Here is a 19,811-nt window from a genome sequence, read left to right as displayed (position 1 = left end):
TCACAAACCGCGATGAACATGCGGTGCCCGGAATGTAGTCCGGCCGGAAGGGCAGCGGCAGTCCGCCGACTGAGATGTGATGCGCCCGTAACCAGATGTAATCCAAAAGAAACAGTCAACGAATTCTTACGATCCAAAGTGATCAAATATGATCATCGAGTGCCGGAAAAACAACGAACCCGTCCGGTTTGCCAGCAACCGGACGGGTTCGTCAGAGTATGGGTACCCCTGGGTCAGTCGGCGACGTCGCCCCCGGACACGACCACCTCGGCCACCGTGCGCATCGACATCCGCCGATCCATCGACGCCTTCTGAATCCAGCGGAACGCCTCGGGTTCGGACATGCCGTACTTCTCCTGAAGCACGCTCTTGGCTCGGTCCACCAACTTGCGCGTCTCCAGCCGCTGGGTGAGGTCGCCGACCTCACGCTCCAGGGCGGCCAGTTCGGTGTACCGCGAGACGGCCATCTCGATCGCCGGAACGAGATCCCCCTTGGTGAACGGCTTGACCAGATAAGCCATCGCCCCGGCGTCCCGAGCCCGCTCGACCAACTCCCGCTGCGAGAACGCGGTCAGCATCAACACCGGCGCCAACCGCGCCTGGGCAATCTGCTCGGCCGCCGAAATCCCATCCAGTATCGGCATCTTCACATCGAGGATGACCAAGTCGGGCCGATGCTCGTGGACCAGTTCCACGGCCCGCTGTCCGTCCCCGGCCTCGCCGACGACGTGGTAGCCCTCCTCCTCCAACATCTCCTTCAGATCGAGCCGGATGAGCGCCTCGTCCTCGGCGATGACGACACGGGCACGTGGGCTGTCCGGCGATGCGGCGGGCGGCTGCGTGGCGGCGGTCACGTCGCTCCTCGATCAGGGAAATAGTGCGCACACGAGCCTACCGAGACACGGTATGCTGCTCTCCTAACAGGGGGTCCCGGGCCACCACCCCACCCCCCTGCCGGGTTGGCGGAATGGCATACGCGGATGGCTCAAACCCATCTGCCCGAGAGGGCTTGCGGGTTCGAATCCCGCACCCGGTACCAGTTCACTACGTGAACAACTCGTTCGAGTGAAACCGACTCGAACACCCAGGCGAGTGAGCCCTGGCGGCACATGTTGGATCCATGAACAACCCGGATCTCCGCCGCCAGGCACTGGCCCTGTTGCAGTCGGGCCTCTCCAATCACGCAACAGCCCGTAGTCTGCGCGTTCCCCGAGGAACCATCGGCTACTGGCTGCACATGGACCGCTCCCGCCGTGGCGAACTCCCCGCCCGACGCGGCGCCCCCTGCTTCCGCTGTCTGGACCTCGACGTCGACGGCCCGGCCTACGCCTACCTGCTCGGCCTCTACCTCGGCGACGGCCACATCGTTGCGCACGCCCGCTCGTACAGCCTCAGCATCTCCTGCGCCAACGCCTGGCCGGGCCTGATCCGAGAATGCGCGAACACCATCACTCGCGTTCTCCCGGGCTCCGCGGCCGACCTCGTACCCCGACCGGGATGCACGGACGTCAAGCGGTACTCCCGACACTGGCCCTGCATGTTCCCCCAGCACGGCCCGGGACGAAAGCACGATCGACCGATCATCCTCACCTGCTGGCAAACCAGGGTCGTCCGAGCCGAGCCCTGGGCCCTCGTGCGCGGCCTCATCCACTCCGACGGTTGCCGGAACATGAACTGGACCACCCGCATGGTCGCCGGCGAGCGCAAGCGCTACGAGTACCCGCGCTACCTCTTCGCCAACGAATCCATGGACATCATGCGCATCCTCACCACCACGCTGGACGAACTCGGCGTCGAGTGGAAATTCGCCCGTCGCAACCTGCTCTCCGTCGCCCGCCGAGCCTCCGTGGCACTCATGGACGAGCACATCGGCCCCAAATACTGATGGCCCGTCACCCACCAGAGCGGGTGACGGGCCATCGGTACCACCTACAACCGGGTACTACTCGGTCGGCAGATCCCCTATGTGGTGCAGGCGGATCAGGTTGGTCGATCCCGGCACGCCGGGCGGGGAGCCGGCCGTGATCACGACCAGGTCGCCCTTCTTGCAGCGGCCGATCGCGAGCAACGCCGCGTCCACCTGACGAACCATCTCGTCGGTGTGGCTGCACAGCGGTCCGAGGAAGGTCTCCAGGCCCCAGGTGAGCGCCAGGCGGCTTCGCACCGCCGGCTCCGGGGTGAAGGCCAACATCGGGATCATCGAGCGGTACCGGGACAACCTGCGGCCCGTGTCCCCGCTCTGGGTGAACGCCACCAGGTATTTGGCGTCCAGTCGTTCGGCGATCTCGATCGCGGCCTTCGCGATCACGCCGCCCTGGGTGCGCGGACCGGCGATGCTGCGGATCTCCTCGCGCATCGCCGAGGAGTCCTCCGCCGCGACCACGATCCGTGCCATGGTCTTGACGGTCTCGATCGGATACTTGCCGACCGAGGTCTCGCCCGACAGCATGACCGCGTCCGCGCCGTCCAGGACGGCGTTGGCGACGTCGGACGCCTCCGCCCGGGTCGGGCGCGAGGCGCTGATCATCGAGTCGAGCATCTGGGTGGCGACGATGACGGGCTTGGCGTTGGCCCGGGCCAGTGTGATCGCGCGCTTCTGCACGATCGGCACGGCCTCCAGCGGCATCTCGACGCCGAGGTCGCCGCGGGCGACCATGATGGCGTCGAAGGCGTGGACGATCTCCTCGAGGTTGTCCACCGCCTGCGGCTTCTCGATCTTCGCGATCACCGGGAGTCGGACACCGAACTCGTCCATGATCTTGTGGACGTCCTCGATGTCCTTCGCGGCACGCACGAAGGACAGCGCGATCATGTCGGCACCGAGGGCGAGGCCCCACTTGAGGTCCTCGATGTCCTTCTCGGACAGTGCGGGAACACTCACGGCCACGCCGGGGAGGTTGAGCCCCTTGTGGTCGGAGACCATCCCGCCCTCGATGACGATCGTGTGCACGCGCGGGCCCTCGACGTCGACGACCTCCAGGGTGACCCGGCCGTCGTCGATGAGGATCCGCTCGCCCTTGGTGACGTCGGCGGTCAGCCCCTTGTAGGTGGTGCCGACCTCGTGCTTGTCGCCGGGGACGTCCTCGGTCGTGATCGTGAACTCGTCGCCGCGCTCCAGGAGCACGGGGCCTTCGGCGAAGGTCTCCAGGCGGATCTTGGGGCCTTGGAGGTCGACGAGGATGCCGACGCTGCGACCGGATTCGTCGGATGCCCGACGGACGCGGTGATATCGCTCCTCGTGCTCGGCGTAGGCGCCGTGGCTGAGGTTGAAGCGGGCTACATCCATGCCTGCGTCGACCAGCGTGCGGATCTGTTCATACGAATTGGTGGCAGGACCCAGGGTGCAGACAATTTTGGCTCGACGCATGGTCATAGAGCCTAGTTCCTACCGCGGGGTAAGCCGTACTCGCGTCCGGTATATGGCGCTTTTCCGGCATGCGGAAAGGGCGCCGCAACGGCGGCGCCCTTTCCTGTTCACGCGACTTTCGTCACAGATTCAATCCGCGCCCGAGCGGTCGCCTCGGGTCAGACGGTGAGCGGTCGATCGGTGGGCCGGATGGGCGACGGCAGGTTGGTCCCGCCGGTCAGCCACGCGTCCACCGCGGCCGCGCACGAGCGGCCCTCGGCGATGGCCCAGACGATCAGGGACTGTCCGCGCCCGGCGTCGCCGGCCACGAACACGCCGTCCACGTTGGTCGCGTACGCCTCGTCCCGGGCCACGTTGCCGCGCTCGTCCAGGGCCAGCCCGAGCTGTTCGACCAGTCCGTTGGAGCGGTCGGTGCCGGTGAAGCCCATCGCCAGGAACACGAAGTCGGCCGGGATCTCCCGCTCGGTGTCGGGGACCGGTACGAAGCGGCCGTTCTCGAACACCACCTCGACCAGCTTGAGGGCCTTGACCCGGCCGTCCGCGCCGCCGACGAATTCCTGGGTGTTGACCGCGTAGACGCGCTCGCCGCCCTCCTCGTGCGCGCTGGCGACCCGGTAGGTCATCGGGTAGGTCGGCCACGGCTGGGCGGCGGGCCGCTCCTCCGTGGGTCGGGGCATGATCTCCAACTGGGTGACCGAGGCCGCGCCCTGGCGGTGTGCGGTGCCCAGGCAGTCGGCGCCGGTGTCGCCGCCGCCGATGATCACCACGTGCTTGCCGGCCACGTCGATCGGCGAGGCGACCAGGTCGCCTTCCTGCACCTTGTTGGCGAAGGGCAGGTATTCCATCGCCTGGTGGATGCCGCCGAATTCGCGTCCGGGGATCGGCAGATCCCGCGCCGCGGTGGCCCCGGCGGCGATCACCACGGAGTCGTAGCGCCGGCGCAGCTTGGCCGCGTCCAGGTCGGTGCCGATCTGCATGCCGGTGTAGAACTTGGTGCCTTCGGCACGCATTTGTTCGATGCGCCGGTTGATGTGCCGCTTTTCCATCTTGAATTCGGGGATGCCGTAGCGCAGCAGTCCGCCGATCCGGTCGGCGCGCTCGTAGACGGCGACCGTGTGGCCGGCGCGGGTGAGTTGCTGGGCGACGGCGAGGCCGGCGGGGCCGGAGCCGATCACGGCGACGGTCTTGCCGGAGAGGCGGTCGGGCGGTTGCGGGGCGACGTTGTTGTCGTCCCACGCCCGGTCGATGATCGAGACCTCGACGTTCTTGATGGTGACCGGCGCCTGGTTGATGCCGAGCACACACGCGGCCTCGCACGGCGCGGGGCACAGCCGGCCGGTGAACTCCGGGAAGTTGTTGGTCGCGTGCAGCCGTTCGCTCGCGGCCTGCCAGTCGTCGCGCCAGACCAGGTCGTTCCACTCGGGGATGATGTTTCCGAGCGGGCAGCCGTTGTGGCAGAACGGGATGCCGCAGTCCATGCAGCGGCCGGCCTGTTCGGTGATGATCGGGAGCAGCGTGCGCTCCTCGTACACCTCCTTCCAGTCCCGGATGCGCACGTCGACGGGGCGACGCTTGCCGAGCTCTTGGGGCGTGCTCAAAAAGCCCTTCGGGTCAGCCATGAACCGCCTCCATCATCTTCTGGACGATCTCGGTCTCGGTGAGACCGGCTCGCTCGGCGGCGTCCTTGGCGGCGAGCACTGCCTTGTAGTCCCTGGGCAGGATCTTGGTGAAGCGCCGGGAGGCGGCGTCCCAGTCGGAGAGCAGGGTTTCGGCGACGGCCGAGCCGGTCTCCTCGTGGTGCCGGCGCACAACGTCGTGCAGTTCGGCGCTGTCGGCGGCGTCGAGTTCCTCGATGCCGACGAGTTCGGTGTTGATGTTGTTGTGGTCCGCGTCGAGCAGGTAGGCGACGCCGCCGGACATGCCTGCGGCGAAGTTGCGGCCGGTTCGGCCCAGGACGACGGCTCGGCCGCCGGTCATGTATTCGCAGCCGTGGTCGCCGACGCCTTCGACGACGGCGGTGGCGCCGGAGTTGCGCACGCAGAAGCGTTCGCCGACGACGCCGCGCAGGTAGATCTCGCCGCTGGTGGCGCCGTAGCCGATCACGTTGCCGGCGATGATGTTGTCTTCGGCGGCGAAGGGTGCGGTGCGGTGCGGGCGTACGGTGATCCGGCCGCCGGACAGGCCCTTGCCGACGTAGTCGTTGCCGTCGCCTTCGAGCCGCAGGGTGATGCCCTTGGGGACGAAGGCGCCGAAGGACTGGCCGGCGGAGCCGGTCAGGGTGATGTCGATGGTGTCGTCGGGGAGGCCGGCGCCGCGGTAGCGCTTGGTGACCTCGTGGCCGAGCATCGTGCCGACGGTGCGGTTGATGTTCTGCACGGGAAGGTTGATGACGACCTTTTCCCCGTTTTCCAGCGCGTCGGCGCTGAGCTGAACGAGTTGGTTGTCCAGTGCCTTGGCCAGTCCGTGGTCCTGCGGGCCGGTGTGGTGCAGGGCGGCGCCTTCGGCGAGGGCGGGCACGTGGAACAGCGGTGCGAGGTCGAGACCTTCGGCCTTCCAGTGTTCGACGGCCGCGGCGGTGTCGAGCAGTTCGGCGTGGCCGACGGCCTCTTCGAGGGTGCGGAAGCCGAGTTCGGCGAGCAGTTCGCGGACTTCCTCGGCGATGAATTCGAAGAAGTTGACCACGTGGTCGGCTTGGCCGTTGTACCGCTCGCGCAGTACGGGGTTTTGTGTGGCGACGCCGACGGGGCAGGTGTCGAGGTGGCAGACCCGCATCATCACGCAGCCGGAGACCACGAGCGGTGCGGTGGCGAAGCCGTATTCCTCGGCGCCGAGCAGGGCGGCGACCAACACGTCGCGGCCGGTCTTGAGCTGGCCGTCGGTCTGCACCACGATGCGCTCGCGCAGGCCGTTGAGCAGCAGGGTCTGCTGGGTTTCGGCGAGGCCGAGTTCCCAGGGGCCGCCCGCGTGCTTGAGCGAGGTGAGCGGGGAGGCGCCGGTGCCGCCGTCGTGGCCGGAGATGAGCACCACGTCGGCGTGTGCCTTGGACACGCCCGCGGCGACGGTGCCGACGCCGACCTCGGCGACCAGCTTCACGTGCACTCGGGCCGCCGGGTTGGCGTTCTTGAGGTCGTGGATGAGCTGGGCGAGGTCTTCGATGGAGTAGATGTCGTGGTGCGGCGGCGGCGAGATGAGGCCGACGCCGGGGGTGGAGTGCCGGGTGCGGGCGACCCACGGGTAGACCTTGTGGCCGGGGAGTTGGCCGCCTTCGCCGGGCTTGGCGCCCTGGGCCATCTTGATCTGGATGTCGTCGGCGTTGACCAGGTATTCGCTGGTGACGCCGAATCGGCCGGAGGCGACCTGCTTGATCGCCGAGCGCCGCTCGGGGTCGTACAGCCGCTCGGGGTCCTCGCCGCCTTCGCCGGTGTTGGACTTGCCGCCGAGCCGGTTCATCGCGATGGCCAGCGTCTGGTGCGCCTCCATCGAGATGGAGCCGTAGGACATCGCGCCGGTGGAGAAGCGCTTGACGATCTCGGAGACCGGCTCGACGTCGTCGATCGGGATGGACGCGCGCTCGCCGCTCTTGAAGGCGAACAGGCCGCGCAGCGTCATCAGCCGCTTGGACTGTTCGTCCACTCGCGCCGTGTACTTCTTGAAGATGTCGTAGCGGCGGGTGCGGGTGGAGTGTTGGAGGCGGAAGATCGTCTCGGGGTCGAACAGGTGCGGTTCGCCCTCGCGGCGCCACTGGTATTCGCCGCCGATCTCCAGCCGGCGGTGCGAGGGGGCGATGCCGGTGGGCGGGTAGGCCTTGGCGTGCCGGCGGGCGACTTCCTCGGCGACGATGTCCAGCCCGATGCCGCCGAGCTTGCTGGTGGTGCCGGTGAAGTATTCGGCGACGAAGTCCTCGGCGAGGCCGACGGCTTCGAAGACCTGGGCGCCGCGGTAGGAGGCGACGGTGGAGATGCCCATCTTGGACATCACCTTGAGCACGCCCTTGCCCAGTGCCTTGATCAGGTTGCGGATGGCCTGTTCGGGCGCGATGTCGGTGAGGAAGACGCCGTCGCGGACGAGGTCCTCGACGGATTCCATCGCCAGGTAGGGGTTGACCGCGGCGGCGCCGTAGCCGATCAGGAGCGCGATGTGGTGCACTTCGCGCACGTCGCCGGCTTCGACGATCAATCCGACCTGGGTGCGGGTCTTGGTGCGGATCAGGTGGTGGTGGACGGCGGAGGTGAGCAGCAGCGAGGGGATCGGCGCGTGTTCGGCGTCCGAGTGGCGGTCGGACAGGACCACGATGCGGGCGCCGTCGGCGATCGCGCCGGTGGTCTCGGTGCGGATCTCCTCGAGTCGCTTGGCCAGTGCGGCGCCGCCGCCGTCGACGGGGTAGAGCCCGGAGATGGTGACGGCCTTGAGGCCGGGCTGGTCGCCGTCGAGGTTGATGTGGATGAGCTTGGCGAGCTCGTCGTTGTCGAGTACCGGGAAGGGCAGCACGACGTTGCGGCAGTCGGCGGGCTGGGCGTCGAGCAGGTTGCCCTCGGGGCCGACGAAGCTGCCGAGCGAGGTGACGAGTTCTTCCCGGATCGCGTCCAGCGGCGGGTTGGTGACCTGCGCGAAGAGCTGGACGAAGTAGTCGAAGAGCAGCCGGGGCTTGGCGGAGAGCGCGGCGATCGGGCTGTCGGTGCCCATCGAGCCGAGCGGTTCGCCGCCGGCGCGGGCCATCGGCGCCAGGATGACGCGCAGTTCTTCCTCGGTGTAGCCGAAGGTCTGCTGGCGGCGCGAGACGGAGGCGTGCGTGTGCACGACGTGTTCGCGCTCGGGCAGGTCCTCCAGGTTGATCAGGCCGCCGTGCAGCCATTCCTGGTAGGGGTGTTCGGCGGCGAGCGCGGTCTTGATCTCGTCGTCCTCGACGATCCGCCGGGCCTCGGTGTCGACCAGGAACATCCGGCCGGGCTGGAGCCGGCCCTTGCGCACGATCCGGGCGGGGTCGATGTCCAGGACGCCGACCTCGGAGGAGAGCACGACCAGGCCGTCGTCGGTGACCCAGTAGCGCGAGGGGCGCAGGCCGTTGCGGTCCAGGACCGCGCCGATCAGGGTGCCGTCGGTGAAGGTGACGCAGGCCGGTCCGTCCCACGGTTCCATCACGGTGGCGTGGAACTTGTAGAAGGCGCGCCGGGCGGCGTCCATCGTGGCGTGGTTCTCCCACGCCTCGGGGATCATCATCAGCACGGCGTGCGGTAGCGGCCGACCGCCCAGGTGGAGCAGTTCCAGGACCTCGTCGAAGGACGCCGAGTCGGACGCGTCGGGCGTGCAGATGGGGTACAGCCGGCTCAGGTCGCCGGGGATGAGGTCGGTGGCGAGCATCGACTCGCGTGCGGCCATCCAGTTGCGGTTGCCCTTGACGGTGTTGATCTCGCCGTTGTGCGCGATGAAGCGGTACGGGTGGGCGAGGGGCCAGGCCGGGAAGGTGTTGGTGGAGAACCGCGAGTGCACGAGGCCGATCGCGGATGCCAGGCGCCGGTCGGACAGGTCCGGGAAGAACGGCTCCAGTTGCCCGGTGGTGAGCATGCCCTTGTAGACGAGGGTGCGCGCGGACAGGGAGGCGAAGTAGACCTCGACCTCGCGTTCGGCGCGCTTGCGCAGCGCGAAGGCGAGCCGGTCCAGGGTGATCCCGGTGACGCTCTCGTCGACGCCGGCCACGAACAGTTGGGCGAAGCGCGGCATGGTCTCGGCGGCCATCGAGCCGACCAGGCCGGGCGTGGTGGGCACCTCGCGCCAGCCGAGCACGCGCAGGTTCTCTTCGGCGGCGATGCGCTCGATGGAGGACTTGGCGCGGCCCGCGTGTACGTCGTCGTCGGGCAGGAAGGCGATGCCGACCGCGTAGCCGCCCGCGGCGGGCAGCGCGAAGTCGACGCTTTCGCGCAGGAACGCGTCCGGGACCTGGATCAGGATGCCCGCGCCGTCGCCGGTGTCGGCTTCGGCACCGGTGGCGCCCCGGTGTTCCATGTTCCGCAGGACGGTCAGTGCCTGGTCGACGATGTCGTGGCTGGGCTCGCCGGTGAGCGTGGCCACGAATCCGACACCACAGGCGTCGTGTTCGTTACGGGGGTCGTACAACCCCTGTGCCGCGGGAAGCGCGGAGAAGAGGGGGCCCGGAGTTGCGGGCATGGCAGGAGGCATGGGCGCTCCCGTCGTCGTCGTGGCGTGTGGTGCGCAACAGGGACGACGTTGGCCCTCTGCGATTTCGTGCAGGTTACATGATCGGTACGTGCATCCGGAACCCGGGACAAACCCGTCTCACCATACGGTCGCCAAGTGAATCGAGCGGGCTTTCGAACGCTGCGCCGCGCCGGCCGCCCTGGCATGTCAGCGGGCTCATTCCCGACCATCTCGGTACCGAAACAGGCTGTCCGACCCGTGGGATTCGATCGTTTCCGGGTCGGGTCGCCGCGCTACGGTCGTGTTACGTATGCCTCACTCGTCACACCTGTTGCCCGATCAGCAGACCGAGCAGGTAGGTCAGCCCGCCCGCGGCGGCGCCGAGGAGCAACTGGCGGGTGCCGCTGAACCACCACGGTCGGGCGGTCACCCGCGAGACCGCGGCGCCGGCGCCGAACAGGCCGAGCGCGGTCAGCGCCAGGGCGGGCAGCAGCGTGCCGGCGCCGAGCAGGTAGGGCAGCAGCGGCAGCAGCGCGCCGAGCGCGAAGAAGGCGAACGAGGAGCCGGCGGCGACCCACGGCGAGGGCAGGTCGTGCGGGTCGACGCCCAGTTCCTCGCGGGCGTGGATCTCCAGGGCCAGTTCGGGGTCGCGGGAGAGTTGCCGGGCCACCTCGACGGCGAGGTCCTCGTCCAAGCCGCGGGCGATGTAGAGCTCGGCGAGTTCGCGTTGCTCGGCTTCGGGGCTGCGGCACAGTTCGCGGCGCTCCACCTCGACCTCGGCGCGGGCCAGCTCGGCCTGCGAGGCGACCGAGGTGTACTCCCCCGCCGCCATCGAGAAGGCGCCGCCGGCCAGTCCGGCCAGTCCGGTGACCACCACGGTCTTGGTCGTGGCGTCGCTGCCGACGACGCCGGCGATCAGCGCGAAGTTGGAGACCAGCCCGTCCATGGCGCCGAACACGGCCGGGCGCAGCCAGCCACCGCCGATGTCGCGGTGGGTGTGGTCGATACCGTCCTGGTGCCCGAGCGCCGGGGCCGTGTCGGGGGCCTCGGCGGCTGTCTGGGTGGTCTTCAAGGTCGTTCGGCCCTCTCGTCACGCTGGGACCTGGACGCTACCGGTCGCACCCGCGGTACCGCCGGCCAGGAAAGGCTGCCCGAACCCGAAGAGGCCGCCCCAAACCCGCGGGTGGCGGGTCGGGGGCGGCCTCCGGTCGACTCGGGGTCAGCCCTTGTCGGCGGGCTTGCGCGCGGCCGAGGGGGTGCGCTCGGCGTCGGCGTCGGCATCCGCGTCGGGCTCGTCCGCGGCACGGACCACGTCCGGGGCCGCATCCGCCGCCACGACCGCGTCGCTGTCGGTGTCGGCGTCCACCGGATCCGTCGCGCTCTCGGCGTCCTCCGGCTCCCGCGTGGCCTTCGCGTCCTTGGCGACCTTCGTGTCCGCGTCCTTGGCGACCTTCGTGTCCGTGTCCTTGGCGACCGCTTCCTTCGCGTCCGCGACCTCCGCGTCCGCCTCGTCGGCGTCGTACGGCTCGTCGGCGTCGTCCGGCTCCCGGTAGTGGCCCTGCAGCGTGGCCGGTTCCTCGCGGCCGGGGTGCGTGCGGGCCGAGATCCAGATGTAGGCGATCGCGCCGACGAAGACGAGGATCGCGGTCCAGTTGTTCAGCCGCATGCCCAGCACGTGCTCGGCGTCGTCGACGCGCATGTACTCGATCCAGAACCGGCCCACCGTGTAGCCCGCGACGTAGAGCGCGAAGGCCCGGCCGTGGCCCAGCTTGAATCGGCGGTCGGCCCAGATCACCAGGGCCGCGACGCCGATGCACCACAACGACTCGTACAGGAACGTCGGGTGGAAGGTGCCGGCCTGACCGGGGTCGATCACGTTGTGGTCGCCGTCGATCTTCACCGCCCACGGCACGTCGGTCTCGCGGCCGTAGAGCTCCTGGTTGAACCAGTTGCCCCAGCGGCCCACGGCCTGGGCGAGCACGATGCCCGGCGCGAGCGCGTCGGCCAGCGCGGGCAGCGGGATGCCCCGGCGCCGGCAGCCGATCCAGGCGCCCACCGCGCCGAGCGCGATCGCACCCCAGATGCCGAGCCCGCCCTTCCAGACGGCGAACGCCTGCATGGGGTCGCCGTCGTCGCCGAAGTACGGCCCCGGCGTGGTGATGACGTGGTAGATGCGGCCTCCGACGAGGCCGAAGGGCACCATCCACACGGCGATGTCGCCGACCGTGCCGGCACGACCGCCTCGGGCGACCCAGCGGCGCTCGCCGAGCCAGATCGCGAGGACGACACCGAGGATGATGCACAGCGCGTAGCCGCGCAGCGGGATCGGACCGAGGTCGATCTGGCCGCGGGAGGGGCTGGGAATGAATGCGAGGTCCATGGCGGGTACGACGCTACCGGGTGCGGGGGCGAACGTGTGCCGGCGGGCGGCGACGAACGGGCGCGGCACCGGGGAATCGGTGCCGCGCCCGGGTGCTCCGAAGCGGAGGGTGACTACTTGATCGCTGCCAGGATCTGGGCGCGCACCTCGTCGGGGGTGGCCAGGCCGCGGCCCTTGACGATCAGGTCGATGGTCTTGCCGTTGATGCCCGCGGTCGGTGTGCCGGTGACGGGGGTGTCGCCGATCTTGGCGTTCTGGAACGCGTCCTCGACCTTGTTGACCCACCCGGCCACGCTCAGGTCGTTGACGCAGGCGTCGAAGGTGGGCGAGCGCAGGCCGTCCACCTTGCCCGCGAGGTCGATCAGGTAGGAGCGGTTGCCGAACTTGTCGTCCAGCTCGTCGGGCTGGTTCGCGAAGAGCGTGTCGTGGTACGGCGCGAACTTGCCCGCGTTCTGCGCGCAGCCGGCGGCGTTGGCCGCGTACTTGGAGCCGTTGCCGCCGAGCTTGCCGTCCAGGAACGAGGCGATGTGGTAGTCGATCTTGATGGTGCCGGCGTCGGCCATCTGCCGCAGGGTGGGGCCGAGCGACTTCTCCACCTCGTGGCAGATCGGGCAGCGGAAGTCCTCGTACATGATCAACGAGGGGGCGTTCGGGTTGCTGCCGACGGAGATGCCCAGACCGTCCGCGGACAGGTTCACGGGGGCGCTGTACGGCTTGGCGAGCGCGTCCTTCCAGGGCCCCTTCTTCTTGTTGGTCTTGGACATGCCCACGACCACGCCGATGATGGCGACCACCGCGAGGACGGCCACCACCGCACCGGCGATGATCAGCACCCGCCGGCGCTTGTCGAGCGCCTGTTGGCGCGCGCGCTCCTGGGCCATGCGCTCGCGCGCGGTGCGCTTGCCTTCGGAATTCTTCGAGCTCACGTGATCTCAGGGCCTTTCAGTTCCCGGGTTCCGGGGTTCCGGTTCGCGTCCCCGCGGTACTCGTCCGCGTCGGTGTCCCGCTCGTCCTCGGCCGCCTCGGCCGCGTCGTCCTCGTCCGCGTCGTCCTCGTCCGCGTGGTCCTCGTCCGTGTCGTACGGCGGTTCCTCGGGGAACAGCCAGGCGTCCGCGGACAGGCGGGTGCGCGGGAAGACGATCAGCCAGATGGCGAGCAGCAGGAAGCCGCAGTCCCGCAGGATCTCCTCGAGGTAGGCGGTCTTGTCCGGCTCGACCGGACCGCCGCCGCCGAAGCAGCCGCAGTCGATCGCCAGGCCGCGCGCCCACGCCTGGGCGATGCCCGCGATGAACACGATCAGGAGCAGCGCGGACAAGGACGCGACCAGTCGGGTGCCGATCCCGACCACCAGGAGCAGGGCCAGGCCCAGTTCCAGGTAGGGCAGGGCGTAGCCGACCGGCTCGACCAGACCGTCGGGCAGTACGTCGTAGCCCCGGACCGCGTACGCGGCCTGGTCGGGGTCGAGCGCCTTCTCCCAGCCGGCGTAGGCCCAGACGAAGGCCAGGCCCAGTCGGGCGGCGAGGCCGATCCAGGGGGCGACTTTGCGCAGGCTCGCGAGCGGGCCGGCGGTCGCGGCGCCGTCGGGGGTGGCCGTCGCGGTCACCGTCGGCCCACCGGCTCGATCGTCTTGCCTTCCAAGGTCTGACCTCCGTCACGACGGGTGAGGTACGGGGACCCCGGTCCGTGGTCCCCCGCACCCCGGACCGGCACATGTGCTGTCTAACCGGCGGAAGGCACCTTAGGTTCCTGTCCGAGAGCCGCCTTACCACTCCCGGGGTTCTCCAGGCGTCGGTCGAGCAGTTCACGAAGGTTGTCGGGCGAACGCATGGCCGAGTTCCCGCTGTCCAGAATTTTTCCGTCCACCGCCACGGCGGGCGTGGCAAAGACGCCGGAGCTTTCGAACGCGCTCTCGGCGGCGGCCACCCACGCGGCGTTGGCGTCGGTGTTCACGCACGCGTCGAACGCCTCGCCGCGCAGGCCGGGGACCTGGCCGGCCAGGTCGAGCAACCGGGCGGCGGTGTAGCCGTCCTCGGATTCCTCGGGCTGGTTCTTGAACAACATCGCGTGGTAGCCGGCGTACTTGCCCGCGTCCACCGAGCAGCGGGCGGCGTTCGCGGCCTTGACCGAGCCGGTGCCGCCGAGCTTGCCGTCCAGGAAGGAGGCGATGTGGTAGTCGATGCTGATCTTTCCGGCCTCGGCGTAGTCGGCCAGGAGCGGGCCGAAGTCGGTCTCGAAGCGTTTGCAGAACGGGCAGCGGAAGTCCTCGAACACGGTGACGGTGACCGGTGCCGAGGAGCTGCCGACCCGGATCGTGCCGTCCGCCTGGGCGACGGCGGGCAACGTGGCCAAGTCGACGTCGCGGACGGGGGCCTTGGCCGTGTTCGACCGCTTCGCGTCGCCGGAGTCGTCGTCCTTGTCGTCGTGGCCGACGGTGAACACGACGCCCAGGACGGCGGCCAGCACCGCGACCACGAGCACGCCGACGACGGCCAGGATGACGGGTGTTCGGTTGGCCGCGGGTTTGGCGCTCAACGCTGGTTCCTCCGATGGGGGTGGGGGTGGGATGGTGCGGGCATGACAACGGCCGCCGCGACGGTGCTGCGGCGGCCGCTGATGAGCCGATGTACATTTTGGCGCGTTTTTACACAGGGCGCCGATCGGGCGCGGGTGTCAGCGCTTGCGGACGCCCTCGGCCAGGTCCGCGGCCAGGGCGCGGACGGCGTCCAGGCCGGCCTGTTCGTTCGGCGCGTCCAGCAGGGCGCGGACGAACGCGGAGCCGACGATGACGCCGTCGGCGTAGGCCGCGACCTCGGCCGCCTGGGTCGCGTTGGAGACGCCCAGGCCGACGCAGACCGGCAGGTCGGTGGTCTTGCGGGTGCGCGCGACCAGGTCGCCGGCCGCCGAGCTCACCGAGGCCCGGGCTCCGGTGACGCCCATGACGGACGCGGCGTAGACGAAGCCGCCGCAGTGTCGGGTGGTGTAGGCGATGCGTTCGTCCGAGGAGGACAGCGCGACCAGGAAGATCCGGTCCAGGTGGTGCCGGTCGGTGGCGGCGATCCACTCGTGCGCCTCGTCCGGGATCAGGTCGGGGGTGATCACCCCGCTGCCGCCGGCCGCGGCCAGTTCGCTCGCGAACCGCTCGACGCCGTAGCGCTCGATCGGGTTCCAGTACGACATCACCAGGGTCGCGGCGCCGGTTTCGGCGACGGCGCGCACGTTGTCGATCACGTGGTGGGTGTTGGTGCCGTGGGCGAGCGCGTGTTCGACGGCGCGCTGGATGACGGGGCCGTCCATCTGCGGGTCGCTGTAGGGCAGGCCGACCTCGATGATGTCGCAGCCGCCCTCGACCATCGCCCGCATCGCGGCGGCGGAGCCCTCGGCGGAGGGGTAGCCCGCCGGGAGGTAGCCGACCAGTGCGGCGCGGTTCTCGGCGCGGGCGGTGGCCAGCACCTCGGTGAGCCTGGTGGTGGTGCCGGTGCCGGTCACGACTGCTCCGCTTCCGCGTCGAGGAGATCGAAGTACTTGGCGGCGGTGTGCATGTCCTTGTCACCGCGCCCGGAGAGGTTCACCAGGATGGTCGCGTCCGGGCCGAGTTCGCGCCCGACCTCGATCGCGCCGGCCAGGGCGTGCGCCGATTCGATCGCCGGGATGATGCCCTCGGTGCGGCACAGCAGCCGGAACGCCTCCATCGCGGGGGCGTCGTCGATCGGCCGGTAGGTGGCCCGGCCGGTCTGGTGCAGCCACGCGTGCTCGGGGCCCACCGCCGGGTAGTCCAGGCCGGCGGAGATCGAGTGGGACTCCATGGTCTGCCCGTATTCGTCCTGGAGCAGGTAGGTGCGGGCGCCGTGCAGGACGCCGATCGAGCCGCCGGTGATCGAGGCGGCGTGCCGCCCGGTCTCCACGCCGTCGCCGCCCGCCTCGAAGCCGTACAGCCGCACGCCCTCGTCCGGAATGAACGCGTGGAAGGCGCCGATCGCGTTGGAGCCGCCGCCCACGCACGCGCAGACCGCGTCCGGCAGCTTGCCGGTCAGGTCGAGCACCTGCTGCCGGGCCTCCACGGAGATGACCTTGACGAAGTCGCGGACCATCGCCGGGAAGGGGTGTGCGCCGGCCGCGGTGCCGAGCAGGTAGTGGGTGTTGTCGACGTTGGCGACCCAGTCGCGCAGCGCCTCGTTGATCGCGTCCTTGAGGGTGCGCGAGCCGATCGCCACCGGGATCACCTCGGCGCCGAGCACGCGCATCCGGGCCACGTTCAGGGCCTGGCGCTGGGTGTCGAGTTCGCCCATGTAGACGACGCACTCCAGGCCGAGCAGCGCGCACGCGGTCGCGGTGGCCACGCCGTGCTGGCCGGCGCCGGTCTCCGCGATCACCCGGGTCTTGCCCATGCGCTTGGTCAGGATGGCCTGGCCGAGCACGTTGTTGATCTTGTGCGAGCCGGTGTGGTTGAGGTCTTCGCGCTTGAGGATGATCCGCGCGCCGCCGGCGTGTTCGGCGAAGCGGGGGGCCTCGGTGATGATGCTCGGGCGCCCGGCGTAGTCGCGCAGCAGGCCGGCGAACTCGGCCTGGAACTGCGGGTCGTCCTTGGCCTTTTCGTAGGCGGCGGTCAACTCGTCGAGGGCGGCGATCAGCGCCTCGGGCAGGAAGCGCCCGCCGAAGACGCCGAAGTGGCCGGAGGGATCCGGTAGTTGGGCAGTGCTGGACATGCGAGGTCCTTGTCGGTGTGGCATGCCGTGCGGACGGCACGTTGCTGACGGATGGGTCAGGAAACGTGTCCGCGCCATCGGCTGCCCGGCACCTGGCCGGGCTCACAACCGATCACGTAGCGCACCCGACGCCCGCGCGCCCGGCGGGCGGGCGCGCGGCAGCCTCGGGGCTTGCAGCCCCTGGCCAGTCGCGGGTCCATGCTCATCGCCTGCTCGTGTCCTCAGCCGCGCCCGTGCCGGATCGCCGGGTGGGCGCCCGCGGCGACCAGGTCGGCGACCGAGCTGCGCGGGTCGCGACCGGTGACCAGGGACTCGCCCACCAGGACGGCGTCGGCGCCGTTGTTGGCGTAGGCGATCAGGTCGTGCGGACCGCGCACGCCGGATTCGGCGATGCGCACGCACGAGTCCGGGATCAGCGGGGCGATCCGGGCGAAGTTGTTGCGGTCCACCTCGAGGGTCTTGAGGTTGCGCGCGTTGACCCCGATCACGGTGGCGCCGGCGTCGAGCGCGCGGGCGGTCTCCTCCTCGTCGTGGACCTCCACGATCGTGGTGAGACCGATCGAGCGGGACCGCTCGATCAGCGAGATCAGCGCGTTCTGCTCCAGCGCGGCGACGATCAGCAGGGCCACGTCCGCGCCGTGCGCGCGGGCCTCCCAGAGCTGGTAGCTGGTGACCATGAAGTCCTTGCGCAGGACCGGGATGTCGACCGCGGCGCGCACCGCGTCCAGGTCGTCGAGCGAGCCGCCGAATCGGCGCTGCTCGGTGAGCACGCTGATCACCGAGGCGCCGCCGGACTCGTAGTCGGCGGCCAGACCGGCCGGGTCGGCGATCGCGGCGAGCGCGCCCTTGGAGGGGCTGGAGCGCTTGACCTCGGCGATGACGGCGATGCCGTCGCCGCGCAGGATGCTCTCCGCGTCGCGGGGCGCCGGCGCCTGGGCCGCGAGTTCCTTGATCTCGTCAAGGGAAACGCGGGCCTGTCGTTCTGCGAGGTCGGCGTTGACACCGTCGATGATCTCGTCGAGAACCGTCACGCCCTACATCCCCTCGTTTGTCCGGAGAACCTGCTCCCCCGGCTCTCCGATGGTATAGGCCGATTCGAACAGACCCGTCCACGCCGCACCGCCGAAGAGGTGGGGGCAGCATACGGCGTCGCACGGTGGGTCCGTGCGCGGCGTCCGGCCGACGGATCCGCCGGCCGTCACTGTCCGTCAGGGCGCGAGCGACGCGCCGAACGGCAGGTCCCGGACGACCCAGAAGAGCACCACGACCGCGAGCAGCGCCCACAACGCGCGGGGATCGGCCAACCCCCGACGCGGCTCGCCGCGCGCGGTACGCACCGTCCAGCGCAGCCACAACAGGCCGATCAGCGGAAACAGCGCGACCGCGAGCGCGTTGTAGCCCAGCGCGGCGGACAGGTCGAGGTGGGTGAGCGCGTGCACGCAGCGCAATCCGCCGCAGCCGGGGCAGGCCAGGCCGGTGAGCACCAGGTAGGGGCACGGCGGATAGTGGCCGCTCTCGCGCGGATCCACCAGTCCCACATAGGCGGTCGCACCGGCGAGCAGGGCCAGGCTCGTGGCGGGCAGAGCGAGATTGCGCAGCCGGAAGCCGGTGCCGGACGCGGGACGGGCCGGGGTGGTCATCGGCCCATTGTGCCGTCGGAGAGCACCGTCAGAGGTCACCCAGCGTGTCTTTCCAACCGAGAAGGAAAACGCCGACCATCCAGGTGGTCCAGAAGATCACGCCGAGCAGGACGGTGCCGATGGTCCAGTTGCGGGCCCGCAACGAGGCGAGCCGGGCACCGGCCACGTCGCCGCGGTGCCAACGCTCGTTGACGCTGGTCGCCGCGAGCAACGCGGGCACGCCCGCGAGGAAGCAGCAGAAGACGGTGGCCAGCACCGCCCACGCGAGGTAGTTGTCCGGTGGTCCCGGTGGCGGACCGGCGGGCGGCGGTGTGGTCGGCGGCCCGTAGGGCATGGCGTGCCCGAACGGCCGAGGCGGCGCGTTCCACTCCCGCCCCGGCCCCTCACCGCCCCCGGGAGCCCCCGGAAACCCATAGGCCACGTTTCCCCCTCGGCGTCACACCCACCAGTCCGCCCACCCTAGAGGTCAGCGACGCGCGGGGGCGGCGCCCATCCCGCCCATCCGCATGCCCGCGCCGGCGATGCAGCCCACGAGGACCACGGCCGCCCCGGCCCAGAACAACATCACGCTGGCCGCGATCATCGCGACGCCGGAGATCGTGCAGCCGATCAGCGCCAGTATGGTCACGGTCCAGGCGGCGGGGGTGCTGCCGTGGTTTCCGGCTTGCGACGACATCGCTTACTCCTTCGGCTTCACAATTCACACGCGAGGGCGCGGCTGCCGGGACACCGTTTCGGGCGCCGCGATCACAACCGCGCGATTCTTATTGTCACCCGTCGGGAGCAGTGCTCAGCGCGTGGGGTCCTCGCCCCGGTCCAACGCGTTCCACAGGTCGGCGTTGGTGGCCGGGCCACGCTTGGCGGCGACCACCTTGCCCGCCGGGGCCTCGTAGCGGTTGGACATACCGGGCCAGCGCCGGCCCCGAAGCACCACGAGCAGGCCCGCGAGCAGGATCACCACGCCACCCACGACCGCGAACCACGGCCAGATCGTGTGGCTCACGTCCACCGCGCGAACCCCCTCGACGGCCGCCTTGCCCGCCGCCTCGGAGTTCACCGCCGACGTGTCGCCCGCGCCCCGCACGGCCAGCACCACGACGCCGAGCCCGGCCAGGGTCACCAGCACGCCGATCACGGTCCGGCCGAACGTGCGGGTCGCGAGCACCGCGAGGCCGCCGGCGAGGCCCAGCAGCGCGAACGCGGACAGGGCCTTGTTGATCGTGTTGCCGCTCGCCTGCACCGCGATCCGCGCCCCGTGCACCGGCGCGGTGCCCTCGGCCCAGGTGCGACCGGCCACCGAGAGCACCAGGGCGGCGCCGGCCAGCGCGAGCAGGACCGTGACGGTCAACTCGCGGCGGGCGGCCTTGCGCTCGCGCAGCGCCGCGTCCTCGACCGCCGCGGTCGCGACCGCCGCCGGCTGCTCTTCGGCGGCGCTCGCCGCGCCGGTGGTGGTCGCCGGTTCGGCGTCGGCCCGGTCGTGCGTCTCGGTGCCGGCACCCGCCGCGCCGGCCTCGGTCCTCGCGTTGCTCATGGCACCAGCATGACCCACGCCGCGCGACGGCTGGACC

Annotated in this window: 18 protein-coding genes and 1 tRNA gene; 2 read left to right on the top strand and 17 right to left on the bottom strand. The window is 70.1% G+C overall.

From position 1 onward, the window contains the following. Positions 1-233 precede the first annotated feature (233 nt). Positions 234-854 carry a response regulator gene (locus ACH4U8_RS18440; protein ID WP_360305164.1) on the bottom strand — a complete coding sequence of 207 codons (621 nt, stop codon included), beginning with the start codon at positions 852-854 and terminating at the stop codon, positions 234-236. 99 nt (positions 855-953) lie between these two features. On the opposite strand from ACH4U8_RS18440, the gene ACH4U8_RS18435 reads away from it, so the two are divergent. Both ACH4U8_RS18435 and ACH4U8_RS18430 read left to right on the top strand, forming a co-directional pair. After that, positions 954-1,039, top strand: a tRNA-Leu gene (locus ACH4U8_RS18435). An 81-nt stretch (positions 1,040-1,120) separates the two neighbouring features. Then, a complete protein-coding gene (locus ACH4U8_RS18430; protein WP_379992618.1) occupies positions 1,121-1,885 on the top strand; it encodes a helix-turn-helix domain-containing protein in 765 nt (254 codons plus the stop codon). 57 nt (positions 1,886-1,942) lie between these two features. Here the strand turns inward: ACH4U8_RS18430 and pyk are convergent, their stop codons facing one another. The 16 genes from pyk to ACH4U8_RS18350 all read right to left on the bottom strand — a co-directional run bounded on the left by pyk (position 1,943) and on the right by ACH4U8_RS18350 (position 19,774). Continuing rightward, a complete protein-coding gene (pyk, locus tag ACH4U8_RS18425; protein ID WP_360305471.1) occupies positions 1,943-3,367 on the bottom strand; it encodes a pyruvate kinase in 1,425 nt (474 codons plus the stop codon). Positions 3,368-3,525: 158 nt separating this feature from the next. Continuing rightward, the gene (locus ACH4U8_RS18420; RefSeq protein WP_360305160.1) at positions 3,526-4,986 is read right to left on the bottom strand and encodes a glutamate synthase subunit beta; all 1,461 of its coding nucleotides are present in this window, start codon (positions 4,984-4,986) and stop codon (positions 3,526-3,528) included. Continuing rightward, positions 4,979-9,529: a glutamate synthase large subunit gene (gltB, locus tag ACH4U8_RS18415; RefSeq protein ID WP_395778777.1), complete on the bottom strand. Its 4,551-nt coding sequence runs from the start codon at positions 9,527-9,529 to the stop codon at positions 4,979-4,981. Before gltB ends, ACH4U8_RS18420 begins: the two co-directional genes overlap by 8 nt. 313 nt (positions 9,530-9,842) lie before the next feature. Continuing rightward, positions 9,843-10,592, bottom strand: a complete 750-nt coding sequence (locus ACH4U8_RS18410; protein WP_379992335.1) for a VIT1/CCC1 transporter family protein — start codon at positions 10,590-10,592, stop codon at positions 9,843-9,845. A 147-nt stretch (positions 10,593-10,739) separates the two neighbouring features. Further along, positions 10,740-11,900 carry a prolipoprotein diacylglyceryl transferase gene (lgt, locus tag ACH4U8_RS18405; RefSeq protein WP_395778775.1) on the bottom strand — a complete coding sequence of 387 codons (1,161 nt, stop codon included), beginning with the start codon at positions 11,898-11,900 and terminating at the stop codon, positions 10,740-10,742. A gap of 113 nt (positions 11,901-12,013) precedes the next feature. Next, complete coding sequence (locus ACH4U8_RS18400) at positions 12,014-12,826, bottom strand: thioredoxin domain-containing protein (protein WP_360305154.1); 813 nt, start codon at positions 12,824-12,826, stop codon at positions 12,014-12,016. Continuing rightward, positions 12,823-13,503 (bottom strand): MauE/DoxX family redox-associated membrane protein, encoded by a 681-nt coding sequence (locus ACH4U8_RS18395; RefSeq protein ID WP_395778773.1) that lies wholly within the window; start codon positions 13,501-13,503, stop codon positions 12,823-12,825. The genes ACH4U8_RS18400 and ACH4U8_RS18395 overlap by 4 nt, the downstream gene beginning before the upstream one ends. A 116-nt stretch (positions 13,504-13,619) precedes the next feature. Then, entirely contained in the window at positions 13,620-14,432 is an 813-nt protein-coding gene (locus tag ACH4U8_RS18390) for a DsbA family protein (protein ID WP_395778771.1), read from the bottom strand. Between the two features lie 138 nt (positions 14,433-14,570). After that, positions 14,571-15,386: a tryptophan synthase subunit alpha gene (trpA, locus tag ACH4U8_RS18385; RefSeq protein ID WP_360305148.1), complete on the bottom strand. Its 816-nt coding sequence runs from the start codon at positions 15,384-15,386 to the stop codon at positions 14,571-14,573. After that, positions 15,383-16,603, bottom strand: a complete 1,221-nt coding sequence (gene trpB / locus ACH4U8_RS18380; protein ID WP_395778769.1) for a tryptophan synthase subunit beta — start codon at positions 16,601-16,603, stop codon at positions 15,383-15,385. The genes trpA and trpB overlap by 4 nt, the downstream gene beginning before the upstream one ends. 56 nt (positions 16,604-16,659) lie before the next feature. Next, positions 16,660-16,809 (bottom strand): tryptophan biosynthesis modulator TrpM, encoded by a 150-nt coding sequence (trpM, locus tag ACH4U8_RS18375; protein WP_391582594.1) that lies wholly within the window; start codon positions 16,807-16,809, stop codon positions 16,660-16,662. 15 nt (positions 16,810-16,824) lie between these two features. Continuing rightward, entirely contained in the window at positions 16,825-17,634 is an 810-nt protein-coding gene (gene trpC, locus ACH4U8_RS18370; RefSeq protein ID WP_395778767.1) for an indole-3-glycerol phosphate synthase TrpC, read from the bottom strand. A gap of 177 nt (positions 17,635-17,811) precedes the next feature. Next, a complete protein-coding gene (locus ACH4U8_RS18365; RefSeq protein WP_395778765.1) occupies positions 17,812-18,243 on the bottom strand; it encodes a DUF2752 domain-containing protein in 432 nt (143 codons plus the stop codon). Positions 18,244-18,271: 28 nt separating this feature from the next. Beyond that, complete coding sequence (locus tag ACH4U8_RS18360; protein ID WP_360305140.1) at positions 18,272-18,664, bottom strand: CD225/dispanin family protein; 393 nt, start codon at positions 18,662-18,664, stop codon at positions 18,272-18,274. A gap of 45 nt (positions 18,665-18,709) precedes the next feature. After that, entirely contained in the window at positions 18,710-18,919 is a 210-nt protein-coding gene (locus ACH4U8_RS18355) for an HGxxPAAW family protein (RefSeq protein WP_360305139.1), read from the bottom strand. Between the two features lie 114 nt (positions 18,920-19,033). Continuing rightward, entirely contained in the window at positions 19,034-19,774 is a 741-nt protein-coding gene (locus ACH4U8_RS18350; protein ID WP_395778763.1) for a TIGR02234 family membrane protein, read from the bottom strand. Between the last annotated feature and the right edge of the window lie 37 nt (positions 19,775-19,811).

Origin of the sequence: Embleya sp. NPDC020886 (assembly GCF_044333915.1) — a bacterium.
GTDB lineage: Bacteria > Actinomycetota > Actinomycetes > Streptomycetales > Streptomycetaceae > Embleya.
Note: the sequence above shows the minus strand (reverse complement) of the source record. Positions and strands in the feature narration are given on the sequence as shown.